The 22,101-nt window shown below is 41.8% G+C and carries 22 protein-coding genes and 2 tRNA genes; 7 read left to right on the forward strand and 17 right to left on the reverse strand.

Annotation, left to right across the window (positions count from 1 at the left end; genetic code table 11):
* Positions 1-79 precede the first annotated feature (79 nt).
* Positions 80-943, reverse strand: a complete 864-nt coding sequence (locus CDO33_RS10910) for a sugar phosphate isomerase/epimerase family protein (protein WP_103080031.1) — start codon at positions 941-943, stop codon at positions 80-82.
* Between the two features lie 151 nt (positions 944-1,094).
* Here CDO33_RS10910 and CDO33_RS10915 point away from each other — a divergent pair, with 151 nt between their 5' ends.
* The 3 genes from CDO33_RS10915 to safA all read left to right on the forward strand — a co-directional run bounded on the left by CDO33_RS10915 (position 1,095) and on the right by safA (position 3,761).
* The gene (locus CDO33_RS10915) at positions 1,095-1,991 is read left to right on the forward strand and encodes an AraC family transcriptional regulator (protein ID WP_103080032.1); all 897 of its coding nucleotides are present in this window, start codon (positions 1,095-1,097) and stop codon (positions 1,989-1,991) included.
* Positions 1,992-2,312: 321 nt separating this feature from the next.
* Positions 2,313-3,071, forward strand: a complete 759-nt coding sequence (locus CDO33_RS10920) for a sugar phosphate isomerase/epimerase family protein (RefSeq protein WP_103080033.1) — start codon at positions 2,313-2,315, stop codon at positions 3,069-3,071.
* Between the two features lie 108 nt (positions 3,072-3,179).
* Positions 3,180-3,761 (forward strand): SafA/ExsA family spore coat assembly protein, encoded by a 582-nt coding sequence (gene safA / locus CDO33_RS10925; RefSeq protein ID WP_422678792.1) that lies wholly within the window; start codon positions 3,180-3,182, stop codon positions 3,759-3,761.
* 100 nt (positions 3,762-3,861) lie between these two features.
* On the opposite strand, the gene CDO33_RS10930 is transcribed toward safA, so the two are convergent.
* On the reverse strand, positions 3,862-5,493 hold the full coding sequence (locus CDO33_RS10930; RefSeq protein WP_161496424.1) for an S-layer homology domain-containing protein: 1,632 nt from the start codon (positions 5,491-5,493) through the stop codon (positions 3,862-3,864).
* Positions 5,494-5,691: 198 nt separating this feature from the next.
* Between CDO33_RS10930 and CDO33_RS10935 the strand changes: the two genes are divergently transcribed.
* Positions 5,692-7,461, forward strand: coding sequence for a M3 family oligoendopeptidase (locus tag CDO33_RS10935; protein WP_103080036.1), 1,770 nt, complete (start codon positions 5,692-5,694; stop codon positions 7,459-7,461).
* Between the two features lie 97 nt (positions 7,462-7,558).
* Here CDO33_RS10935 and CDO33_RS10940 read toward each other — a convergent pair whose 3' ends face one another.
* Positions 7,559-7,975, reverse strand: coding sequence for a secondary thiamine-phosphate synthase enzyme YjbQ (locus tag CDO33_RS10940; protein WP_103080037.1), 417 nt, complete (start codon positions 7,973-7,975; stop codon positions 7,559-7,561).
* 281 nt (positions 7,976-8,256) lie between these two features.
* Between CDO33_RS10940 and CDO33_RS10945 the strand changes: the two genes are divergently transcribed.
* On the forward strand, positions 8,257-8,838 hold the full coding sequence (locus tag CDO33_RS10945; protein ID WP_103080038.1) for a hypothetical protein: 582 nt from the start codon (positions 8,257-8,259) through the stop codon (positions 8,836-8,838).
* Between the two features lie 64 nt (positions 8,839-8,902).
* Here the strand turns inward: CDO33_RS10945 and CDO33_RS10950 are convergent.
* The 7 genes from CDO33_RS10950 to CDO33_RS10980 all read right to left on the reverse strand — a co-directional run bounded on the left by CDO33_RS10950 (position 8,903) and on the right by CDO33_RS10980 (position 12,398).
* A tRNA-Asp gene (locus tag CDO33_RS10950) sits at positions 8,903-8,979 on the reverse strand.
* A gap of 88 nt (positions 8,980-9,067) precedes the next feature.
* Positions 9,068-9,143: transfer RNA gene (locus CDO33_RS10955), tRNA-Glu, on the reverse strand.
* 160 nt (positions 9,144-9,303) lie between these two features.
* Positions 9,304-9,576 (reverse strand): hypothetical protein, encoded by a 273-nt coding sequence (locus tag CDO33_RS10960; protein WP_192874993.1) that lies wholly within the window; start codon positions 9,574-9,576, stop codon positions 9,304-9,306.
* 137 nt (positions 9,577-9,713) lie between these two features.
* Positions 9,714-9,962, reverse strand: a complete 249-nt coding sequence (locus tag CDO33_RS20590) for a hypothetical protein (protein WP_103080039.1) — start codon at positions 9,960-9,962, stop codon at positions 9,714-9,716.
* A 581-nt stretch (positions 9,963-10,543) separates the two neighbouring features.
* Positions 10,544-10,753: a DUF1858 domain-containing protein gene (locus CDO33_RS10970; RefSeq protein ID WP_103080040.1), complete on the reverse strand. Its 210-nt coding sequence runs from the start codon at positions 10,751-10,753 to the stop codon at positions 10,544-10,546.
* Between the two features lie 170 nt (positions 10,754-10,923).
* Positions 10,924-11,472 carry a Fe-S-containing hydro-lyase gene (locus tag CDO33_RS10975; protein WP_170045805.1) on the reverse strand — a complete coding sequence of 183 codons (549 nt, stop codon included), beginning with the start codon at positions 11,470-11,472 and terminating at the stop codon, positions 10,924-10,926.
* An 83-nt stretch (positions 11,473-11,555) separates the two neighbouring features.
* Positions 11,556-12,398, reverse strand: coding sequence for a fumarate hydratase (locus tag CDO33_RS10980; RefSeq protein WP_103080041.1), 843 nt, complete (start codon positions 12,396-12,398; stop codon positions 11,556-11,558).
* A gap of 224 nt (positions 12,399-12,622) precedes the next feature.
* Here CDO33_RS10980 and CDO33_RS10985 point away from each other — a divergent pair, with 224 nt between their 5' ends.
* Complete coding sequence (locus CDO33_RS10985; RefSeq protein WP_103080042.1) at positions 12,623-13,015, forward strand: adenine nucleotide alpha hydrolase family protein; 393 nt, start codon at positions 12,623-12,625, stop codon at positions 13,013-13,015.
* Positions 13,016-13,206: 191 nt separating this feature from the next.
* Positions 13,207-13,482: an HU family DNA-binding protein gene (locus CDO33_RS10990; protein ID WP_103080043.1), complete on the forward strand. Its 276-nt coding sequence runs from the start codon at positions 13,207-13,209 to the stop codon at positions 13,480-13,482.
* A gap of 192 nt (positions 13,483-13,674) precedes the next feature.
* Here the strand turns inward: CDO33_RS10990 and spo0A are convergent, their stop codons facing one another.
* From spo0A to CDO33_RS11030, 7 genes are all read right to left on the reverse strand, one after another.
* Entirely contained in the window at positions 13,675-14,481 is an 807-nt protein-coding gene (gene spo0A, locus CDO33_RS10995) for a sporulation transcription factor Spo0A (protein WP_103080044.1), read from the reverse strand.
* A 297-nt stretch (positions 14,482-14,778) separates the two neighbouring features.
* Positions 14,779-15,279, reverse strand: a complete 501-nt coding sequence (locus CDO33_RS11000) for a shikimate kinase (protein ID WP_192874991.1) — start codon at positions 15,277-15,279, stop codon at positions 14,779-14,781.
* A 36-nt stretch (positions 15,280-15,315) separates the two neighbouring features.
* Positions 15,316-16,593, reverse strand: a complete 1,278-nt coding sequence (gene aroA / locus CDO33_RS11005; protein WP_103080045.1) for a 3-phosphoshikimate 1-carboxyvinyltransferase — start codon at positions 16,591-16,593, stop codon at positions 15,316-15,318.
* 304 nt (positions 16,594-16,897) lie between these two features.
* Positions 16,898-19,180, reverse strand: coding sequence for a CotH kinase family protein (locus CDO33_RS11010; RefSeq protein WP_202849468.1), 2,283 nt, complete (start codon positions 19,178-19,180; stop codon positions 16,898-16,900).
* A 30-nt stretch (positions 19,181-19,210) separates the two neighbouring features.
* Positions 19,211-19,882, reverse strand: coding sequence for a DUF4956 domain-containing protein (locus CDO33_RS11020; protein WP_103080046.1), 672 nt, complete (start codon positions 19,880-19,882; stop codon positions 19,211-19,213).
* A gap of 97 nt (positions 19,883-19,979) precedes the next feature.
* Positions 19,980-20,657: a polyphosphate polymerase domain-containing protein gene (locus CDO33_RS11025; protein ID WP_103080047.1), complete on the reverse strand. Its 678-nt coding sequence runs from the start codon at positions 20,655-20,657 to the stop codon at positions 19,980-19,982.
* A gap of 593 nt (positions 20,658-21,250) precedes the next feature.
* The gene (locus tag CDO33_RS11030; RefSeq protein WP_103080048.1) at positions 21,251-21,925 is read right to left on the reverse strand and encodes a response regulator transcription factor; all 675 of its coding nucleotides are present in this window, start codon (positions 21,923-21,925) and stop codon (positions 21,251-21,253) included.
* Positions 21,926-22,101 lie beyond the last annotated feature (176 nt).

Consider the following 22,101-nt stretch of genomic DNA (forward strand, 5'->3'; position numbering starts at 1 on the left):
ACCTCCCTTAGAATATCGTGGCAAACAGACGTAATTTTATTTCATCCCTTGCAGCTTATATTAGCACTTCTAATTCTTATCATATATTGGAAATTTTGCTTTTAAGAAAGTCAACTGCCAGCCTTATATCCTTTTCAGGGTTTTCTCCCACTTCCCTTTCTATTGTGAGGAAGCCTTCAAAGCCAACATCCTTCAAAGCTTTCAGATATTTATCAAAGTTCACGTTTCCTTCTCCCAGAGGAACCTCCTTGAAACATTCGGAAAGATTCAAGTCCTCGATTCCCCCTTCGGCAAAGTAGCCGTATACCTTCTCACCGCCAACGTATTTAAGCATTACCCCATCCTTTGCATGGGTATGAACAATGTATTTTCCGAGAGTGTGCACTGCTTCCACAGGGTCATCGCCTACCACCATTACAAGGTTTGCAGGGTCGAAGTTTACTCTTACGCCATTTGAATCCAGGCTGTCAAGAAAGCTCTTTAACGTGGTTGCCTTTTCCGGTCCGGTTTCTATTGCAAAATATGCACCAACCTCATCCCCATATCTTCCCAGCTCTTCACATGCCTCTTGCATTATTTTGCGTCTGGGATGGTCTACATCCTCCGGAATCACGCCTATATGAGTTGTAACCACACTGGTTTCCAGGTCTTTGGCCAAATCCATTATTCTCTTGGATTTCTCTATTTTCCACACATTATCTTCCTTTATCGCGAAACCATGGCCGCCAAGGTCACCGCACAGAGCTGATACCACCAGCCCGTTTGACTTGATTATATCCAGAATTTCCTTCCGGCGTGCAGCGGAAAGGTTTTCAGGCGCCATTTCCCCATTGGTGGCATAGATCTGTATTCCGGCAGCACCAACCTCCTTAGCCTTCTTAATGCCTTCTACCAGGCCAAGCCGAAAAGAGTCAACCATAACTCCTATTTTGAAACTACTCATGCAAACACCCCATTCATTTTTTACTACTATTTTGTCATTTACTTTAAAATCATAATAACTTATCATATATTATAAAGTGAGAAACTTATTAAATTCATTAACAAGGTTGCACAATATTAGCACAATATTGCTATGTTAAAGGTGATGGGGTATGGATCGAGATCAGTTGCTTTACGAGAGTTGGGAAATGCCCGACCGGTACTTCCCTGTAATATTGCATCACACGGTTATTGACAACAGGAAAGGATGCATAATATTTTCCAACCATTGGCACGAGAGAATAGAATTTCTGTACTTTGTAAAGGGAAAGGCTGTAATTCGCTGCAACTCAAAACCTATCCACGTAAAAGAAGGGGATTTTATCGTGGTCAACAGTAATGACCTCCACCAGGGTGAAAGCGCCAGCGACAATCTGGAGTATTATTGCATTATCGTGGACACTTCCCTTTTGCAAAGCCGCTCGACGGATGCCTGCGAAGTAAAGTACATAACTCCGATAAGCGAGAACAATATACTGTTCAAAAACAAAGTAAGCAATGATGACAATATTAAGAAGGCTGTCGGAAACATAATAACCGAATTTGAAAAGAAGGAAATCGGTTATGAAATGGCGATAAAGTCCTCCATATACAATCTGCTGGTCCTGCTCCTTAGAAATCACATCGAGCTCGTCCTGACGCCCAAGGAATATAACACCAGGGTAAAGAATCTTGATAGGTTTAATAAAATACTCCAGCACATAGAAACCCACTATGCAGAAGACTTGAATCTTGACAATCTATGCAGCATGGCCAACATGAGCCGTTATTATTTCTGCCGTTTGTTCAGGCAGGTTACAGGGAAAACCTTGAGCGATTATATCAACAGCGTCAGGATCAATAAAGCGGAAAGGCTTTTGAAAGATTCATCCCATAATATAACCGAAGTGGCTATGATGGTGGGATTTGACAACATCAACTATTTCAGCCGGTTATATAAAAAATATAAAAAAGTACCGCCTTCTTCCATACATAAAGCTGCTCAAAACCCGGAATCCAAGGAGAATTGAGACAATCAGCAAATGCCTTGGATTCTCCCCGCATGATTATGGATGCATTGTTTGTTATGCGTTTTGTTCCTTTCAGAGCAGCAAACAACTATACCAATCAGTCATGATTGGCATAAGGTTTCTAATCCCACTTTAGACAATATGCCATTTACCTTTTATCAGATACTTCTGAATTCAAACCGATTTAATATAGAATAATTAATTTATATATTACGACACAATATATCCTTTCCAGTTATGAACATATATGATATCATCTATATTGTACCGAAGGCAACTTTGGTATTAATATGTAATATTAACAGGTAAAGGGTGATGTTTATGGGTAAAATAGGTCTGCAGCTTTTTTCGATAAGGGAGCTTTTAAGCGATGATTTTGCCGGTACTCTCGAAAAGGTGGGTAAAATTGGCTATGAAGGGGTCGAATTTGCGGGTTATTACAACATACCTGCCAAAGAGATGAAAAAAATACTGGATGATACGAATCTCAAAGCGGCAGGAAGTCATGTAGGGATTGATGATCTTAAAAACAGCCTTGACAGGGTTATTGAGTATAACCTGGAGATCGGCAATAAGAACATTGTCTGCCCCTGGCTGCCCGTAGAGATGAGAGACAGCGCAGATGCCTACAAAAAAACAGCGGATTTGTTCAACAAAATCGGTGATAAATGCAAATCCAATGGGCTACAGTTTGGCTACCACAATCATGAATTTGAACTGGAGAAATTTGACGGCATCTATGGTCTGGATATATTAGTTTCCAACACCCAACCCGAACTGCTACATATGGAATTGGATACCTTTTTCTTTGATTATTGCGGATTAAAAGCAGTGGATTTCATTGAAAAGTATGGAGAAAGGTGCTCATTGCTGCATATTAAGGACATGAAGAGCAAGGAAGAAAAGGTAAGCACAATAGTGGGCAGCGGCACCATTGATTTCACCGAAGTGCTTTCCCTCGGCAGCAAGCTTAATACCTCATGGTATATAATCGAACAGGAGGAATTCGAAAAACCCCAGCTGCAAAGCATTGAGGAAAGCTTTAACAACCTGAAGAACATAATGGCCAAAATAAAATAAGTTACATTTCCGGCCAAATTTAACTGACATAAAAATCACCTCGGTATAGAAAATAATACTGGAGGTGATTTTTTGAGAAAAAAGATTGTTATATGCTTGCTATTTGCCATGTTGTTTGCCTTCCCCGTCTCAGCACAGACCGCCAAGACTCACACAGTCCAGCCCGGGGACACCATGTGGAAAATAGCTGTAAAATATCAGGTAGGTATCAGTGAGATAATAGCCAGCAATCCGCAAATAAAAAATCCGGCTCTTATATATCCGGGACAGAAGATAAACATCCCGAATATAGACAGCGTAAAAGCTCTTGAAAACGAAGTGATAAGGCTTGTTAATGCCGAAAGGTCCAAAAGAGGCCTGCAGACTCTCACAGCCAATTGGGAGCTTTCAAGAGTGGCGAGATATAAATCTCAGGACATGGCTAATAAGGGTTATTTTTCCCATACATCTCCAACTTATGGTTCACCCTTTGCTATGATGGAATCCTTCGGAATCAGGTACTCAGCAGCCGGTGAGAACATAGCCAAAGGTCAGAGAACTCCTCAGGAAGTAATGAACAGCTGGATGAATTCACCCGGCCACAGAAGCAACATTCTCAGCCCATCCTATACTCAGATAGGTGTCGGCGTGGCAAAAGATTCAGCCGGCAGATATTATTGGACACAGATGTTCATAAAACCCCTCCGTTAGATGCATTAAAGGGGCTGCCTCCCAGTGGGACATCCCCTTTAATATAAAGCTTTAGTATAGACTTCCTTTGAACAAATTGAATTTTCCAAAGATAATTTTACTAATCTGCATGTGTGAAGTAATTTTCCATCTTGACCATCAGCTGTGCCATCTGTTCACGGCTTATACCTTCCTTCGGATAAAATCCTCCGTCGGGATACCCGGTAAATATGCCCAGCTGAGACATTTTCATGATGGCATCATAGGACCAGGATGATTCGTCGCGGCTGACATCCCAGTATTTCCCCTGGGTGGTGGATGATTTCTTAGTATTACCGGTTTCCAGTATCCTTTCCAGCATAACCGCCATCTGCTCACGGCTTATAGGCGCTTCGGGCTGATAATATCCGTCTTCATTCCCTTTTATTATGCCATGCTCTTTCGCTATGATGATATCATTTTCCGCCCAGTGCCCTGCTGTATCGGGAAATCCGCTTTTATCACCTGTTCCCTCCAGTGCCAGCGCCCTCACGAGGATTGCGGCAGCTTCTGCTCTGGTAAGGTAGTTCTTGGGCTTAAATTGCGTGCTGGAAACACCTTTGAACCATCCCTTAAGGGTAGCTGTCAGGATCGCTTCCCGTGCCCAGCTATCCTGTGCGTCAGTGAAATACACGCCATTTAACCAGAGATTGTAGTATTTCCAAGTGTTTTCCGTCTCCTGGCCAAGGCTCCAGCTTCCGGTACCTTTTAGATTATATTTTTTCACCAAGGTCAGCTTGTACTTTATCGACTGCTCGTTCTCATACCAGAAGGTGTAAGTTCCCGGTTCCAGTTTCTTTCCGGATATATAGTAAGCTGGATCGGTAGGCTTTATTGTAATTACCGCCTTTGGTGACTGCTTGTTATAATCGTAGGTTACCCTGCCCCCATACATTTTAATCAGCGCTTCTACTTTGGAATTGCTTATGCCATAACCTCCGTAGCTTTTGCCACTGATCCAGTACCTGCCATAAAAAGCTATTCCCAATACAATTTTTTCTGACGGTACCCTTTTCAGCGCATACTTAATGGACGCTTCCACAAAATCGGCACTGGCTACAGGGCCTTCCTTGCCACTTTCATAGTGCTCATCATATGCCATCAGCATCAGATAATCACTATACTTAGCCAATCCGGCATAATCGTAGGATGCGTTCCATCCCTTGGTGGCATTAGATGGATTTACAGCTACTGCCACCGCAACTATTTTATCATCAGGCAGCTTTTCCCTGAGCAGCCTCACAAAATCGGTGTAGGCGTCCCTGTCATCCTCATTTAAGTTCTCCAAGTCAACATTTACTCCGTCCAGATTCAGCTGCTTCACCGCGTTGGCAAGCTGTGTGGCAAGCCGTTCCCTGTTGGCCAGGGCAATCCTTCCCAGTTCCCTGTCCCAATGATTGCTTATAAAAGGAACCACCTTTATTCCTTTTTTCTGAGCAGAGATTATGAAATCCGAACTCAGCTTGGTTGTCAATTTCAAAGACCCATCTTCATTTATTCCGAAGTAATCCGGAGCAATCTCGTTAAGAGAATTCGCAGCCTTTTCCATATAAGCGGAAAAAGCGATGGAGTTGCCGAAGTATGCATATGTCATGTTGAACTTTCTTTCCGACGCATATATATGTGAAGATATGCCGGTTGATATGACCACCAGACAAATCATCGTAAAAATTATAACCTTTATTAATATATTTTTGACCTCTTTTATTCTCATAGTGATTTTCCCCCTGTTTATAACATTACAGCATACAACAGTATTAATCAACAAGTAAATTATGTAAACTAAATCCTCAATATTTTGCACTGTGACAAAAAGGACATTTGACATGTCCGCACCGTAAAGGATAAAATTAACAGAAAGGCATGCAAAATAGTATCACAAAGCAATTTTTGAAAACAGGGAGGTAATCATATGGAACTAAGCTGGAGCCTTGATGAGCTGTATACGTCCTTTGACTCAGAAGCTTTTAAACAGGACATAAGCAAATGCACAAAATTTGCGCATGAAATAAAGCAATGGGTTATGGAAAACACCGCCGATAAGGAGAGGCCAAAATCCAAAATCGAAGAATTCATTGACAAAATGATCAATTTCTCTAGCATTATTTCGCGCTTAAGCGGTTATGCTTATCTGACCCAAAGCGTTGACGCAAAAAATAGGAAAGCGGACAAGATCATAGAAGAGCTTGAGAAAATCGCTAGTGAGTTGGCAGAGCCGGAAACAGTATTTCAAAAATGGATCAGTTCCCTGGAAAAACTGGAGGATATTATCGCTTCTTCAAAGCTGCTTTCGGAGCATAAATTCTATCTCATGGAAAAAGTTGAACAAAGCAAACATATGCTCAGTGACAAGGAAGAGGCCTTGATTGCAAAAATGGAAAGCACCGGTTCCAATGCATGGACAAGGCTGCAGAACTTACTCACCTCCACTTTGCTGGTGGATGTGGTTCTAGACGGTGAAAAGAAGCAAATTCCTCTTCAGGCAGCCAGAAATTTGGCTTACGATAAGGACGCCTCCGTCAGAAAAGCAGCCTATGAAGCAGAATTGAAGTCCTATGAAAAGATTAAGGACTCCTCAGCCGCTTGTCTCAATGGAATAAAAGGAGAGGTAATAACCCTGGCGGAAATGAGAGGATATGGATCGCCTCTGGAAAAGACACTCACTGACTCAAGAATGGATAAAGAAACCCTGGATGCCATGCTTACGGCTATAAAAGAGTTTCTTACCTGCTTCCATAGGTATTTCAGCAAAAAGGCCGAATTACTGGGACACAGCAATGGACTTCCTTTTTATGATCTTTTTGCCCCCATCGGAAAATGTGACATGGTATTTACTTATGATGAGGCAAAGGACTTTATAATAAGGAATTTCAAAACTTTCAGCAGCAAGCTTTCGGATTTTGCGGCCAATGCTTTTGAAAAAAGATGGATTGATGCAGAGCCCAAGGAGGGCAAACGGGGCGGAGCCTTCTGCTACAACCTGCATGTCATAAAAGAAAGCAGAATACTTACCAACTTTTCCGGCAGCTTTAGTGATGTCACCACCCTGGCCCACGAGCTCGGCCACGGCTATCATGGCCACTGCCTGAACCAGGAAAGCATCCTCAACTGCGGTTATCCCATGCCCCTGGCTGAAACGGCATCAAATTTCTGTGAAACCATAGTAAAAAATGCGGCATTGAACTCTGCTTCCAATGAAGAAGCCCTTGCCATCCTGGAAAACGATATATCCGACGCAGGCCAGGTGATAGTTGACATATACAGCAGATATCTTTTTGAAAGCGAAGTATTCGAAAGAAGAAAAACCGGCCCACTGTCATCGGATGAGCTGTGTGAAATCATGATTGATTCACAGAAAAAAGCTTATGGAAAAGGCCTTGATCACAACCAGCTTCACCCCTATATGTGGGTATGCAAACCTCATTACTACTACGCCAAACGCAATTTTTACAATTTCCCCTATGCCTTCGGTCTGTTGTTTGCCAAGGGGCTCTACGCCGAGTTTCTTAAAAGAGGTTCCGCTTTCGTAGAAGAATACGACAAGCTTCTTGCAGCAACCGGCAAAAACAACATTGCCGATGTGGCAGGCATGGTCGGAATAGATGTGCGTTCAACAGAGTACTGGAGGAGCTCCCTTAAGCTGATTGAGCAGGATATAGAAAAATTCCTTTCCCTGACATAACTTCAAGCTGAATGCCGGAGATGCTGCCTACCTAAAGGCAGTATCTCCGGCATGCTTTCATTCATTACTATTCTCTTATTATTTAATCTCCGGGTTTTCATTCCCCAATTATCTTTACCAGCACCCTTTTCCTGCGTTTCCCGTCAAACTCGCCATAAAATATCTGCTCCCAGGGTCCGAAGTCCAGCTTTCCGCCTGTAACCGCCACTACTACCTCCCTGCCCATTATAGTTCGTTTGATATGGGCATCGGCATTATCCTCAAAACCATTATGATAATACTGGTCATAAGGTTTTTCCGGAGCAATCTTCTCCAGGAACCTTTCAAAATCCTTATGAAGTCCGCTTTCATCATCGTTTATGAAGACGCTGGCGGTAATGTGCATGGCATTGCAGAGCAGCAAGCCTTCCTTTATTCCACTCTCTTTCAGGCATTGCTCTACCTGGGGAGTGATGTTTATAAATTCCCTCCTCTGCCGGGTTTCAAACCATAGTTCCTTCCTGTAGCTCTTCATATGTACCACCTTCCTTGTAAAAATATCATTATCTCCAATCAGCTAGTGCAACAAACTCTTTAATTAAAGCCGGTTTGAATTATGCCAAGCGCTGCGCAATTCTTTCCGGCCTTATAGCCCTTCTTTTCTCTATATTACCATCTTTTATTAATTTTAGGAATAGATATGGCTGGTAGTGAATGCATTGACCCATATTTATAACCGAAATTTCTGCCCCCGGCAAGGATATTTTGTAATAGAACCCTTTACCCCGTCATAAATAAGTAGGGGGGTGAAATTAGATGATAGTTGTCAGGATAAACAAATCAATATTTGATTATATTAAGCCTGTTAGAATCATAATTCTTATACTATCCCTTTCCCTTAACATATATAATTTTTACCATAATGCTGTTATTACCCGGAAGTACAGAGCTTTGCAATACCTCACAAGCCATTTCAGTGAATCCGCCCTGATGGCTTTCGTAGCTTCCTCCAATTCTTCTTATAGCACCACAAATATTGAAATTTTTGATATTTCAAAGGGTGAAGTGATAGTAGAGGTAAAGCCCAGACCTTCGGTCCGGGAAGAAGCCATAAAATACTTAAAAGGCATAAACGGCATATATACAAAAGTAAATGCTTTCCCGGATAAAGGCTATATTATAAGGATTCCCCTTTCTCCCCCGGTGGCAGTTCAAAACCAGTGGCTGAACAGCTTTAATATAAAATCCGTAGACGGATTGTTCGTATTATTCCCGGAAGATGAAAAGCCTTATATACTGGTTTTAGACGAAGCATCCAGACCCTTTTTTTATACCTTTGATATCCCCACGAATAAACTGTTGGAAGATCTGGACTTTCAGATAAAGACCATCAGTTAAAGCAAGGTGTATATGAAAAAACAGCTAATCTCTTCAGATTAGCTGTTTTTGTTCTTTTTCCAATTGGCGACCCGGAAGGGGCTCGAACCCTCGACCTCTAGCGTGACAGGCTAGCGTTCTAACCAACTGAACTACCGGGCCATATTCATAAGAGCTGCTCAACTCAACGCAAAATTTATTATAAGGGCATTTTGCCGGTTTGTCAACTCTTACTTTATACTTAAGATTTTGGTGACCCGTAGGGGATTCGAACCCCTGTTACCGCCGTGAAAGGGCGGTGTCTTAGGCCGCTTGACCAACGGGCCGTATGAAATCTTAAGTGGTTTTTTGCCGCCTTTTTTGCAGCGACTTTTATATTGTAACCGGGACAGAAAAAAAAGTCAAGCAAATTTTAAAAAAACTTTGAATTTTTTTAAAATTTGCTCAAAGCCGCATCTTTCCTATAGTTACAGCCTTCCAGACTGCTCATTGCTGCTTTTGGGAACCACTATCCTGCAAAAGTTGCCCCTGGGCAGCTGAGGTCAAGATTACCTGACCGATATTGACTATGAAATTGCCCAGTGCGTTCTGCTGATCCGGATTCAGATTATCTGTCAAAAGAATCCCTATCAGGGAAGATAGCAATGCAAACTGCTTTGGCGGCAATGAAAAAAACCACGACGACGAAGCATCGTCTGCACCCTTGCCTTTCAAAACACCAATGTTTGTCTCTCTATAGCTTCTGTCGCTGTAAGACATCTCTATTCTTGTCCTTTCTTTCGCTATCTATTTATGATTCTTGCATTCTGATTGCTCATATGCTGCTATTATCAATATATGTTTATTTTCAGCAAGAGTGAATGTACGTCAGTCTATGATATGATATAATGCTGCAATCAATGGCATTTGGCCTTAGTGCCTTTGTCATTCATTAAGGCAGCCTTGTTTCTGCAGTAGTCCGCTGCCAGAATACAATCCTTCCTGAAAATCCTCGGCTGATGCCTCAGATAACACATGGCCTTGATTTTGCTTTCATCCATATCAATGACCCTGATGTTCCGTTTTGTGATTTCTTTGCCGCTCTGATACATTATTGTTATAATCCTGTTCTGCTCCTGAGATGCTTTAAGTATGCTTTCCATCATAAAACCATCTCCCGTAAAATTGCTATCATCTAGATCTGGTTTTGAAATATCTGATTGAATAAATGATTGATGTAGTGCCTTTATAATGAGTGTGGTTTCATAGTCCGCGTTCCATAATGCATGCTTCGTGAGTTTCTTCGATGGCTGCTTTGATTCATTGCCTTTTATGCTTTTGAAAATAAACAGATATTTCAACTCATTAAATTGCTTAAGAATATTATAGCATAATGCCACAGAAAAATCAAACATATGTTCGAAATATTAGCGAAATGTTCCATTGAATTTTACTTTGCGCCTTATCAGCAGGCTAAGATAATGCACAATATTTTTCACACTATTGAGCAAAGACATTTCTAGTACGAAGGTAAAATGACCAGCATCCATCAACCCAGAAAGGATAATGCTTTACTCTTGAGAAAGTTATACATTTAAATGAAAAGCTTTCACGTTTGGTTGCTTCATTGACCACCAAAGCTTTACTAGCTGCTATTTTTACAAACAAAAATGAGGCAGTTAGCACCACCCCATTTTATTGCTTCAAGCTTTCGATACAAAACAGTTTAATTTATGTCAAAGATAAATTAAGCCTGCTTGCTCTCGAAATAATCATTCAACTGTTTCAGTACTTCATTTACATCCATACCATGAACAGCACATGCATCTTCTATGCTTTCGCCGGTCGAAGAAGGACATCCCAGACAATGCAGACCCATATTCAAAAATATAGGAGCAGTTCCCCTGTCCATTCTCAGAACATCAGCTATGATCATATCACCAGTTATCTTAGGCATTTCTTACCCTCCCCTTATTAAACTCAAAATATATTATACAATAATATTTAATAAAAATATACCCTTAAATTAACCTATCAAAACAGCCAATATAGAGCAAAAGCTCATGGCAGTAACTTCCTTGCGGCATAAATGCCTGTACAGGTGCTTTCTGACCCGATTTCCAAGCCTTAAGAATCGGCCATTTTCTTATTGATGTATTTTTGCCTTCCGCTTACATACAAATTTTCACCATAGGAATCGATTACAACAATGGCAGGAAAGTCCTTTACCTGAAGTTTTCGCAAAGCTTCTGTTCCCAGATCAGGAAAAGCTATTATCTCCTCGCTGATTATGGATCTGGCTATCAAGGCTCCGGCACCTCCCAAAGCTCCGAAATAGACCGCGCCATGCTTCACCATGGCCGATATCACTTCATCATTTCTCATTCCTTTTCCTACCATACCGCTTAAACCCAACTCAATAAGTTTAGGAGCATATGCATCCATACGGTAGCTCGTAGTAGGCCCGGCTGAACCTATAACCTCCCCGGGCTTTGCCGGACACGGCCCAACATAATATATTACCTGGTTTCGGATATCGAAAGGCAATGGCTTGCCGTCGCGCAAAAGCTCTATCATCCTTTTATGGGCAGCATCCCGGGCCGCATAAATCACGCCGTTTATTCTAACCTCGTCTCCGGCTTTTAATTTTCTCACCGTTTCCTTATCCAAAGGCATGTTTAACTCTATCAAAAATCTCACCGCCAAATATAATTTTCCATCAATTTTGATTTCGGAAAAGATTGTCAACCATCCGGCTCTTACAATTCCGCTTCCGCATGTCTTGTGGCATGACAGCTCATGTTTACCGCTACTGGCAGACCGGCTATATGGGTAGGGAAAACTTCCACATTCACCGCCAGGGCAGTCAGCCTTCCTCCCATGCCGGCCGGTCCGATACCAAGGTTATTAATGGTTTCCAGCAGCTCATTCTCGAGATCATGCACATAATCGATATTGCTTCTCCTGTCAATAGGTCTTAAAAGCGCCTTTTTGGCCAATAGCGCCGCCTTTTCCATGGTACCGCCAATTCCGACTCCTACAACCACAGGAGGGCATGGGTTAGGTCCGGCCTTATCCACTGTTTCCACCACAAAGCTCTTAACCCCTTCAATTCCGTCGGAGGGCTTCAACATCTTTATTGCGCTCATATTTTCACTTCCAAAGCCTTTCGGGGCCACTGTAATCTTCAACCTGTCCCCTTCAACTATACTGTAGTGTATGACAGCAGGCGTGTTGTCCCCGGTATTTACCCTGTGGATGGGATCTCTTACCACGGACTTTCTTAGATATCCTTCTTCATAGCCCCTTCTTACGCCTTCGTTAATTGCATCTTCCAGTAGCCCTCCAGTTATGTGAACTTCCTGGCCTATCTCAACAAATACCACAGCCATCCCCGTATCCTGGCATATCGCCATATTATTTTCCCGGGCAATACAGGCATTTTCAATCAATTGGCTTATCACGCTCCTGCCTATATCGGAATCCTCTTCCCTAAGCCCGCTTTCCATGGCATTCAGTATATCGCCGTTCAGATAGTAATTGGCATCAATGCACAATTTTTTCACCGTATCTATTATCAGCGCAGTATCAATATTTCTCATATCTTCCTCCCGACATAAAAGGAATGAGCAATTGGCAGTTGGAACTTCGCAGCCTTTGCCCGTCAATCCGTAATAGACTTTGTGATGTATTCTCCACCCAATAAAGAAATTCTAATACAGTAATTGTAAAAAAGCAAGTAAAGTATAAATATTAAAGATTTATTCACATTTGTCTGATATAATTAAGTTTAGGCTTATATATGGACTTGGAAAGGGGTTATGAGTTGAATACACCAAAAAAAATACTTGTTTGCGTTACTCAGCAGAAAACTTGTGAAAGGCTTATCAAAAAAGCAGCCAAGCTTAAAGACAGCCCGGAAGATGAGCTTTTTGTCATACATGTTGCGAAAAACGAATGGAATTTCCTTGATAATATAAAAGAAGGTGAAGCGCTGGAATATCTTTTTGATATATCAAAAACTGTTGGAGCAAATCTGACTGTGTTAAGGTCGGACAGCATCGTCAAGACGATCAGTGATTTTGTTCATGATAACAGGATTAATTATGTAATATTAGGAGAATCTCCCAACGACCATAAGGAGAATAAATTTGCAGAAGAACTGAAGTCACAGACAAAAAATGTAGAGATTATTGTCATACCTCAACAGGAATTTTGATGTTAATTATAAAAATTTGTAATTTTGTGTATTTTGAAGGAAAATTATACACCTTTTTGTAATAAATTTCAATATATATTTGTAACTACATTAAAATATAGTTCTTCCTGCCTAATTTGAAGCTAAAAGCTTGACTTGATGCGACTTTCATTATAAAATAATGTCGAATTCCAAATATAGGAGGTTAACTTATGAACAAGACTGATTTAGTTAATTCTATCGCAGCAAAATCCGGACTTAACAAGAAAAACAGCGAGGCTGCTCTCAATGCTTTCATCTCTTCTGTTGAAGAAGCTTTGGCAAAGGGAGATAAAGTAGTTCTCGTTGGTTTTGGTACTTTCGAGGTTAGAAAGAGAGCTGCAAGAAAAGGCAGAAATCCTCAGACCAAGAAGGAAATCACAATACCAGCATCAAACGCTCCAGTATTCAAAGCAGGAAAAGGCTTAAAAGATATAGTTAACAAATAAGTACCGCACTACAAACCAAAATGCGCCCCGCTTACAAACCAAAGGCGGCGCATTTTTTATGGCCATTTTTCAGTTTAAAAGACAGACTACGGTCTTTACCGAAGCCATTATGCAGTATGTAGATGCGGAATTTCCAACAGCTTAAGGATAGACTAAAGCCTTTGCCGAAGGCTCGGCCTAGGTGCGGCACTGTCACTCAATACCCAGGCTTAGCCTCGCTTTATCGGCTATAAGTGCAATAAACTCCGAATTGCTGGGTTTACTCCTGATTTTATTCGGGCAATATCCAAGAGTTGATTCTATGTGCTTAAGATCCCCTTTTTTCCATGCTCCGTCAATTGCATTTCTTATTGCGCGCTCCACCCGTTGAGGTGTGGAATTAAATTTTTTGGCAACGGACGGATACAATATCTTGGTCATAGAGTAAAGAATATTTGGGCTTTTAATCACCTGAATAACCGCTTCCCTTATGTACTGGTATCCTGTCACATGGGGAGGCACACCGACACTGCGTATAAGATTGGTAACCAACGTCTCCATGTCATGTTTAAAAGAATGGCTATCCTGGAAGGTTTTCTTTTTTAACTGCTGCTTTTCATGATTGAAAAGAGTATAGCATTTATACTTGTATATTTCTCGGATTCTGGACACCAGAACGTCCATATCAAAAGGCTTGACAATATAATATCCTGCTCCCAATGCCATCGCCTTTTGAATAAAAATATCCTGTCCCAGTGCAGTAAGAACAATAAAAGAAGGTTTGTTGCCGGATTTGACCGAAGACATTTTTTCCAGAACGCCAAGCCCATCAAGGTTGGGCATTATGATATCCAGTAATACAACATCGGGTTTCAAGGATTTTATCATGCTGATGGCTTGTAAACCGTCCCGGGCAATACCTGCAACATCCATATCACTAACACGGCTTATATATTCCTGAAGGAGATTGCCAAACTGCACATTATCGTCGGCAATCAATATGGAAATTTTCTCACTCATCCTCCAAATTCAACTCCTAAAGCAAATTGGGTAACGGACATGAAATATGTTCGTCAATATGAAAAGCTACTATTTCTACCGGCTTCATCTTATATTAAAGCAAAGACAATAACTCACCAACACAGCTCAACGTTCTAAAAGGCGAAAAAATTTTCCGCCTTCTTGTGCAAACAACCGGTATCTCCACCTATAAAAATCATATAACATATTTCAGTCTTATTATAAATTATAACAAATAAAGTAATTTTTTGTATACAGGTTTTATCGTAACCAGCAATTTGCTTATGATCCTAGAGTTTATTTTAAATTCAATTGCTTTATTATATCCTCAGCTATATCTTTGGCTTCCCTGACAGAGCAATCGATAGTTATATCCGCATATTTTTGGTACAAGGGTTTTCTCTCATTGTAAACATCCAAAAGGCTTTTGCCTTCTTCCCTGGCAAACCTCCTCCCGGGAGATAGCCTGCTTACTACCGTCTCGTAGCTGATATCGAGAAAAATGACTGTTCCCATCGCCTTGAGGTGGCTCATCGAAGCCTCTCCATATATAACGCTACCGCCGGTGGCAATCACGCTATTGGCTGCATCAAGGCTGTTTATAACCTCATCCTGTATGCTTAAAAACTTATCTAAACCATCAAAGTTTACAATATCCTTCAGGGGCTTCTTCGCCTTCTCCAGGATCAGCTGGTCCGTATCTATGAACCTCCTCCCCAGAGCCTTTGCGAGATAACTCCCTACTGTGCTTTTCCCTGAATTGGGCATGCCAATCAATATAATATTATTGATATTCACACTAAATCTCTCCCTGATAAATAAACTAGATCATATTTATGACTGTTCGACAAGCTCGGCATTTCCCCCGCAGGCTTTGACTAAATCTACGAATTCGGGAAATGTGACGCTTATGGATTCAGCTGTGTCTATTACCGTATCTCCGTCTATATTCAACCCCGCCACGGCAAGAGCCATCACAATGCGATGATCCCCATGCCCGTTCAAAGGACAGCCCTTTAACTTGCTCTGACGGATAATCAGTCCGTCGGGAAGCTCTTCCACATCAGCTCCAAGTTTGCTCAACTCTTCATACATTACGCGAATTCTGTCCGTCTCTTTCAACCTGGCTTGGGGTACATTGATAAGACGGGTTTCCCCTTCTGCAAAGCACCCGGCTACAGCCATCGCAGGAAGAGCGTCGGGTATTGAATTCATATCGATTTCCCTGCCTATGAGCTCACGTCCTGAAATAGTTATGTTTTTACCATCAATCCTCACTTCAGCCCCCATGCTTTTCAGGATGTCCAGCACCTGTCTGTCTCCCTGGGGGTCCGAAATATCCAGGTTCTCCAGTATAAATTCACCTCCGGAGATGGCTGCCAGCACCATAAAAAATGTGGCCGAAGAAAAGTCTCCCGGTATTACTTCCTTGAAAGGCTTATATTTTTGGCCTCCCGGTATGTAAAAGGTCTTGTATGAGCTGTTTTCATACCTGATATTCTGTTTATCCAGCCACCAAAGGGTGATATCCACATAAGGCACCTCATTTAATCGTATTATATCTATTTCAGTATCCTTCTCCAGAAGTGGTGTGCTTATAAGCAGCGCTGAAAGATACTGGGACGTGACCGAATCAAGGGGTGTCCGGCCTCCGGTCATCCTTCCCTTTACAACTAACGGTGCCCTGCCGTCCCCTCTTGTGGAAAAAGCCTGCGCACCAAGGTTATTAAGAGCTTCGAGAAGCGGTCCTATAGGCCTTCTACGTATCTGCTCATCCCCGGTGAAAACCGAATATCCGTCTCCCAAAGCCGAAGCCGCAGTGGCAAACCTCAAGGTTGTGCCGGAATTTCCCACATCTATAACATTATCCGGAACCTTCGGAATTCCGTTAAATCCGTCAACAATATACCGATCCTTTTCTATTTTCACGTCTGCTCCCATAGCCTTGCATGTTTTTACCGCCGATACGGCATCATCAGATATCAAAGGATTTATTATCTCAGACCTGCCCTCCGCCAAGCTTGCTATAAATAAAGCCCGGATGGTATGCGATTTAGACCCTGGGATTTTGACTCTCCCGCTGGTTTTGGACCTGCTGACCTTCAACAGCATTTTGTACATTCCTCCCTACCATGCTACAATTGAAACTAACATTTAAACTATATACTAATATACATAATAATATAAGTCAAATAATATCGCAGATGCTGCATGTATTTGTTTATTTTTATCTATACTGCTAAGCTTCCTGATTTCTTCTTCCTGCTTCTTTATCCTATCTCTTATATCAATAGTATACCATAACATGTAATGATTGCATAAAAAACCGGCAAGTACGGCTCAACATGCCTTACTTACCGATTATCCGACTCCTTAGGCTACAGCTGCGGGTAAACCCGTTGCCAGCTTTATATATTTAATAACTTCTCCTGTATTTTGATGCGAATACGATAGCCGTGATCAAAAGCGCAAACAATCCGCTAATCACAGCTATGCTGTTTTTGCCGTATTGCATGATATCTCCGGCCGCATTGCTCTGAATACCGCCTCCCCCATCGGGCGTCCATCCATTTCTAATACCGGGCATTCCCTGTCTGAACCGGCTGCCCATGTCCTGCAGGAATGCTATCTGTTCATCTGTCAGCCCCAGCTCCGTCAATTGGGCCTTTTGCTCTTCCGTCAGGTTTCCTCCATCCGCACTTCGTATGACCTCCATAGCTTTTTGCATTGTAGCCATATCAGGCATTACCGCGTTATCACCGAAAAAAAACGCCGGTGCTCCTTGTCCGTTTGCATTACCTGCCCGGTTTGGGCCTCCCACCATGCCACGGCCTCTGCCGCCCATTCCATTTCCTAAATCGCTTAAATTTAAACCATCAGCTGAAACAAGTGCGCTTGGATTTGCTCTTTGTCCTTCCGTTGTAGAGGGTATTGTTCCCTTGAGCTGACCCAGGATGCTTTCTGCCCGGAGCTCTCCCAATTTTGTCAAGGCCGGCAATGCCTTTTTATATTCCTCAAAGGTGCAAAAAGCTGTAGGGTTCTTTTCCACATAGCCTGCAATCAGATTGTCAAGCTGTTCTATCTTGTCCGCCCATTTCCCATCGCTGAAGTACCCGTTTACGATTTCATTCATATACTCATGATACCTGGCTTTGTACTCTTCATTTTCAAGAAGTTTAGCGAAAAGCGGCCTGTCTTCAAGGAATACACCGCTTACCGGCGTATCGATCGGAAAATTCACAACATCGGAAGCGCTGCCTGATTGGAATCCTCCAAAGGAAAAGTTGTAATCCCATGGCAAAATAGTAATTTTCCCATTCTTCTCATAGATGTAATAATTTTGAGCCATATTTGATGAATAACTGTCAAGATTTACCACCACAGTATGAGCTGCCATATAACGCAGAATTTTATCCACATCGAAATAGGTTTCCAATTCTGTTCCGGTGCTTAAATTTTTGAGCGCTTTGATGACCCTTTGATGGTCCGCTGAAGTTGTTTTCCCGATGGCATTATTAAAGATAGAGGAATAACTGCTCTCATTATCATCGGTGTATTTAAGGTCTCCTCCGGAGGAACCACGTCCACCCATTCCCCCTCGTCCAAATCTGCCAATATTGCCGTTTTGAGCTTCTGACCTCATATTTGGCATGCTTTGGTTGGGCATTGCTTGATTTCCCTGTGTGTTTGCATCGCCAGAATGCTGCTGATTTTGTCCCCATCTCCCGTTTCGGATTTGTATGTCCCTGCTGCCATTATCCTGTGGCAGCCTGACATCATTGCCTGACTGCTGCCCTGCATTATTATCCGGCGGTTGCACACCCCCATTAGCCGATGGCTGCATACCTCCATTACCCGACGGCTGCCCCATACCATTATTCGGTGGCATCATGCCTTCATTTTCTGTTGAATCTTTGTTTCCATCACCCGGTGCTTGCATTCCTCCGTCATCCGATGGCTGCATGCCTCCATTTATCGGTGGCTGCCCGGCGGCATTCCTTGGGGACGGCATACCATCAGGTATATTGGGCATTTGCCCATTGTTTGGCATCCGGTTGCCATCATTATTGCCCATCTCCATTGATTTAACATTGTACAGGTTTCCTGCCGCATCTCCGTATACTCTGCTTAAATAACTGTCATCATAGGCTTCTATGGCGAGGTATAAGCCCCATGGTTCGCCATTTACCGATATATTGGCAAAATCATAGAGAGGTGTATCCACTCCGATGTAATTGAAAATATCATAGGATAGATACTCTTTCATATAAGAATTGTCGCCCAGCATGTTGTTTACAACAAAGGTGTCAAGGCCAAAACAGGTCTGTCCTTTGATATATTCGTCAAATTTCAGTCGGAAGCTGAACCTGTCGGTGGTGCTGTCCCGTGCCACCTGAGTAAGACTTGAATTGCCCTTTGGCCGTATGCCGACATTCTGAAATTTCGTACCATTTATGACCACATCCACCATTATATATTCTTCCGCCATGGCATTTTCAAGCATGGACTCCCACTCGGACTGATCCACAATAATGTCTATATCGATGATGTCACCGCCGAACAGCTTGGTCTCATATAATTGTACCGTCCCACTGTTGACAGTTTCAGCGTTGGAAAGGTTTATCAGCAGCAGAGCTGCAATCAGTGCTATAATAACTGCAACGGCAGTAATCCAATTTATATATTTACTTTGTATCAAGAATTGCACCTCCCGCCGATTTTTTTTTGGTTATTGCATGTATTCGCCGTTATAGCTTACAAGCACGGCATTTTCCACACCAGCTACCGAAAGGAGTTCGTTGACAACACCTGCGGCCATGTCAGCAAGGCGGACTTCTACTGTCAACTCAATACCGTTCCTCGATACCGTTTTAGCTTTGACCATACTCTTTTTGGCCTTTGATTTTATAAGACTTATAGCTTCTGCCTCCGCTTTGTCGTTTTCGCAATTTACAACTATCAAATAAGGTGTATCCGTACTTTTTCTGTTTACAAACACGAGCAATATCAACCCAATGAAAACCGTACCGATGACCGCAAGAGGGATAAGTCCTGCACCGGTCACTATGCCGGCGGAAATTGCCCAAAACAAAAATGCGATGTCAAGAGGCTCTTTAATTGCTGTTCTGAAGCGGACGATGGACAATGCGCCCACCATGCCGAGGGACAAGATTATATTTGATGTAACTGCCAGAATGATGAGGGTGGTGATGAGGGTCATCGCCATGAGCGAAACACCAAAAGATGCTGAATACATAACCCCTGAAAAAGTCTTCTTGTAAACAAAAAATATATACAGCCCGATGCAAAAGGCGATCACCATGGCCATCGCCACGTCTAAAAATGAAAAAGATACCGCTTTTTCTAAAAAACTGCTTTTAAAAACATCATTGAATGTCATGTCCATTTCCTCCTGAACTCATATTTTTCATAAGCTGCTTCAAACCATAAAACTGATGATCTGAAAAATCTTGCTCTATAAAATTCTGATCTTTAAATCATAATGCTCTGCATACTGCATATTTTGAAAATGCGGTTGCCTGTCTGCTGTTTACTTGTATGGCATCTGCTATCACCCGGGGCAAAAAATCATCGTATTTAACTTCAAAGATAATGATTTTGGATACCTTGCGGCAAGGAAGCTGTGGATTCAAAAATTGTGCCACGTTGCTGCTGGTCAGTATGTCTTTGTCTATGGTAAGCCTCACATTTCCGGCAGGATACTCAAAGGCACATCGGGTATAATCCACAATGCTTTTAGGACGAAGCAGTTGTGTGTGCATTTTGACATAGAGCTCCAAAAACAGCGGATTACTGCTTTCTTTCAAAAACTTCAGGTTTCCGTTCAAAAGCATCTGACATTGCTCTTTTGAAATGACTGTGGATTGTTTCAGGCAAAGCCCGCTTCGTTTGCTCTTTTTTTCAAGCCTTATAAAGGAAGTATCGTCATTATAATAACGTATGCGGAATTTTTCCCTGTCCTGTACGCCATCAACCTTTTCCCGGAGGGCTTTGTCATACAGGTTGTCAAAGTATAAGCTCCGCACTTTGTAACTGCCGTCAGGCGATGCATTTTCATCATATTTTGTGAGATATTTGAGCCTTGAAACCAGTTCCAGATAGTCAAAATAGTTGATATAGTGCTTTATCTCATGGCGGAATTTCTGTTCTTTCAATTTCATCCCTCCTTCTACCATAACGTATAAAGCTCCAAGCTCAATAATTCCATGATATCAGCCTTGCGACCGATAAAAGCTTTTTATTCTTCACTGGTGTTTTTATGAAATTAATCATACTGTGGCTGTCTGATGTATATTTGTTGTTTATGTGATTATTTGGTGAACATTTCAGAAAAGCTAGTTTTGATTTGGTATTAAACAAATTTCAGTTAAATTTTACAAGTGTAAAATAGCATGCATGAAAATCGCATATCACCAGAAAATTCGTCTATTTATAAATGGGATATTTCTTATGGTCTTTAAGGCGGGTTTTAGATAGATTATTCTGTTTAAGATGGATTATTCTATACAGAAGGCTTTGCAGCTTCTAACCCTGCTACAAAGCCCTTATTATAAAATTATAAAAAATATTCTCTTTACACAGAAATGCCGGTTAAAGCCTATTCCATCAATATAGCAGCTGTCTTTAGCTTAGTTACTCATTAAATGCCTATTTTATCGTTATAACAGCCATATTCAGCTTAGCTGCTCATTAAATGTCTATTTCATCAATATAACAACCGTTTTTTAGCTTAGCTGCTCATATTCAGCTACCCTTCAAACCGGTAGCCAACGCCGCGCAGCGTTGTGATATGAGAGGCATAATTCCCAAGGGATTTTCTCAAAAGCTTTATATGCGTATCCAAAGTTCTGTCATCACCATAAAAATCGTATCCCCATACTTCCTTTATCAAGTTTTCCCGCGTAAGGGCTATGTTCTTGTTTTCAGCCATATATACCAGCAAATCGTATTCCTTGGGAGTCATGTCAACTTTTTTTCCGTCCACGAAAACGCTTCGTCCCAGAATATCGATTTCAAGTCCTCCAAACTTAAGGCGTTTGTTCTGGGTTGCCATCGTCCTGTTCTTATTGCGCTTCACAATGACATTGAGCCTTGCCATCAACTCTTTGGGAGAAAAGGGCTTGACCACATAGTCGTCTATACCCATTTCAAAGCCAAACAGCTTGTCATATTCCTCACTCCGGGCTGAAAGCATAAGTATGGGTATATCCTTTATTTTTTTAATCTCTTTGCAAGCTGAAAAACCATCCAATTTTGGCATCATCACATCCATCACGATTACGTCAAAATCCTGCTGCTTGCATAAAGCTACGGCTTCCATGCCGTCGACGGCCTCAACAACCTCGTTTCCCTCAAACTCTGCGTATTCTCTTATGACATCCCGTATATATTTTTCATCCTCGACGACAAGTATTTTGTACATGGCCTTCACCTTTCCATATGCTGCGGTATTTTATAGAATATGAACATCCAATATGTTCCATTGATAATTTCAACATGTCCAATTTTATATTTTACCATACTCAAAAAACATTTCAAAGAAATCAAAAACCGGCATGCGTAATTTGCAATAAGCCTATATAATGGTTATCATAATAT

Source organism: Clostridium thermosuccinogenes (assembly GCF_002896855.1).
Classification (GTDB): domain Bacteria; phylum Bacillota; class Clostridia; order Acetivibrionales; family DSM-5807; genus Pseudoclostridium; species Pseudoclostridium thermosuccinogenes.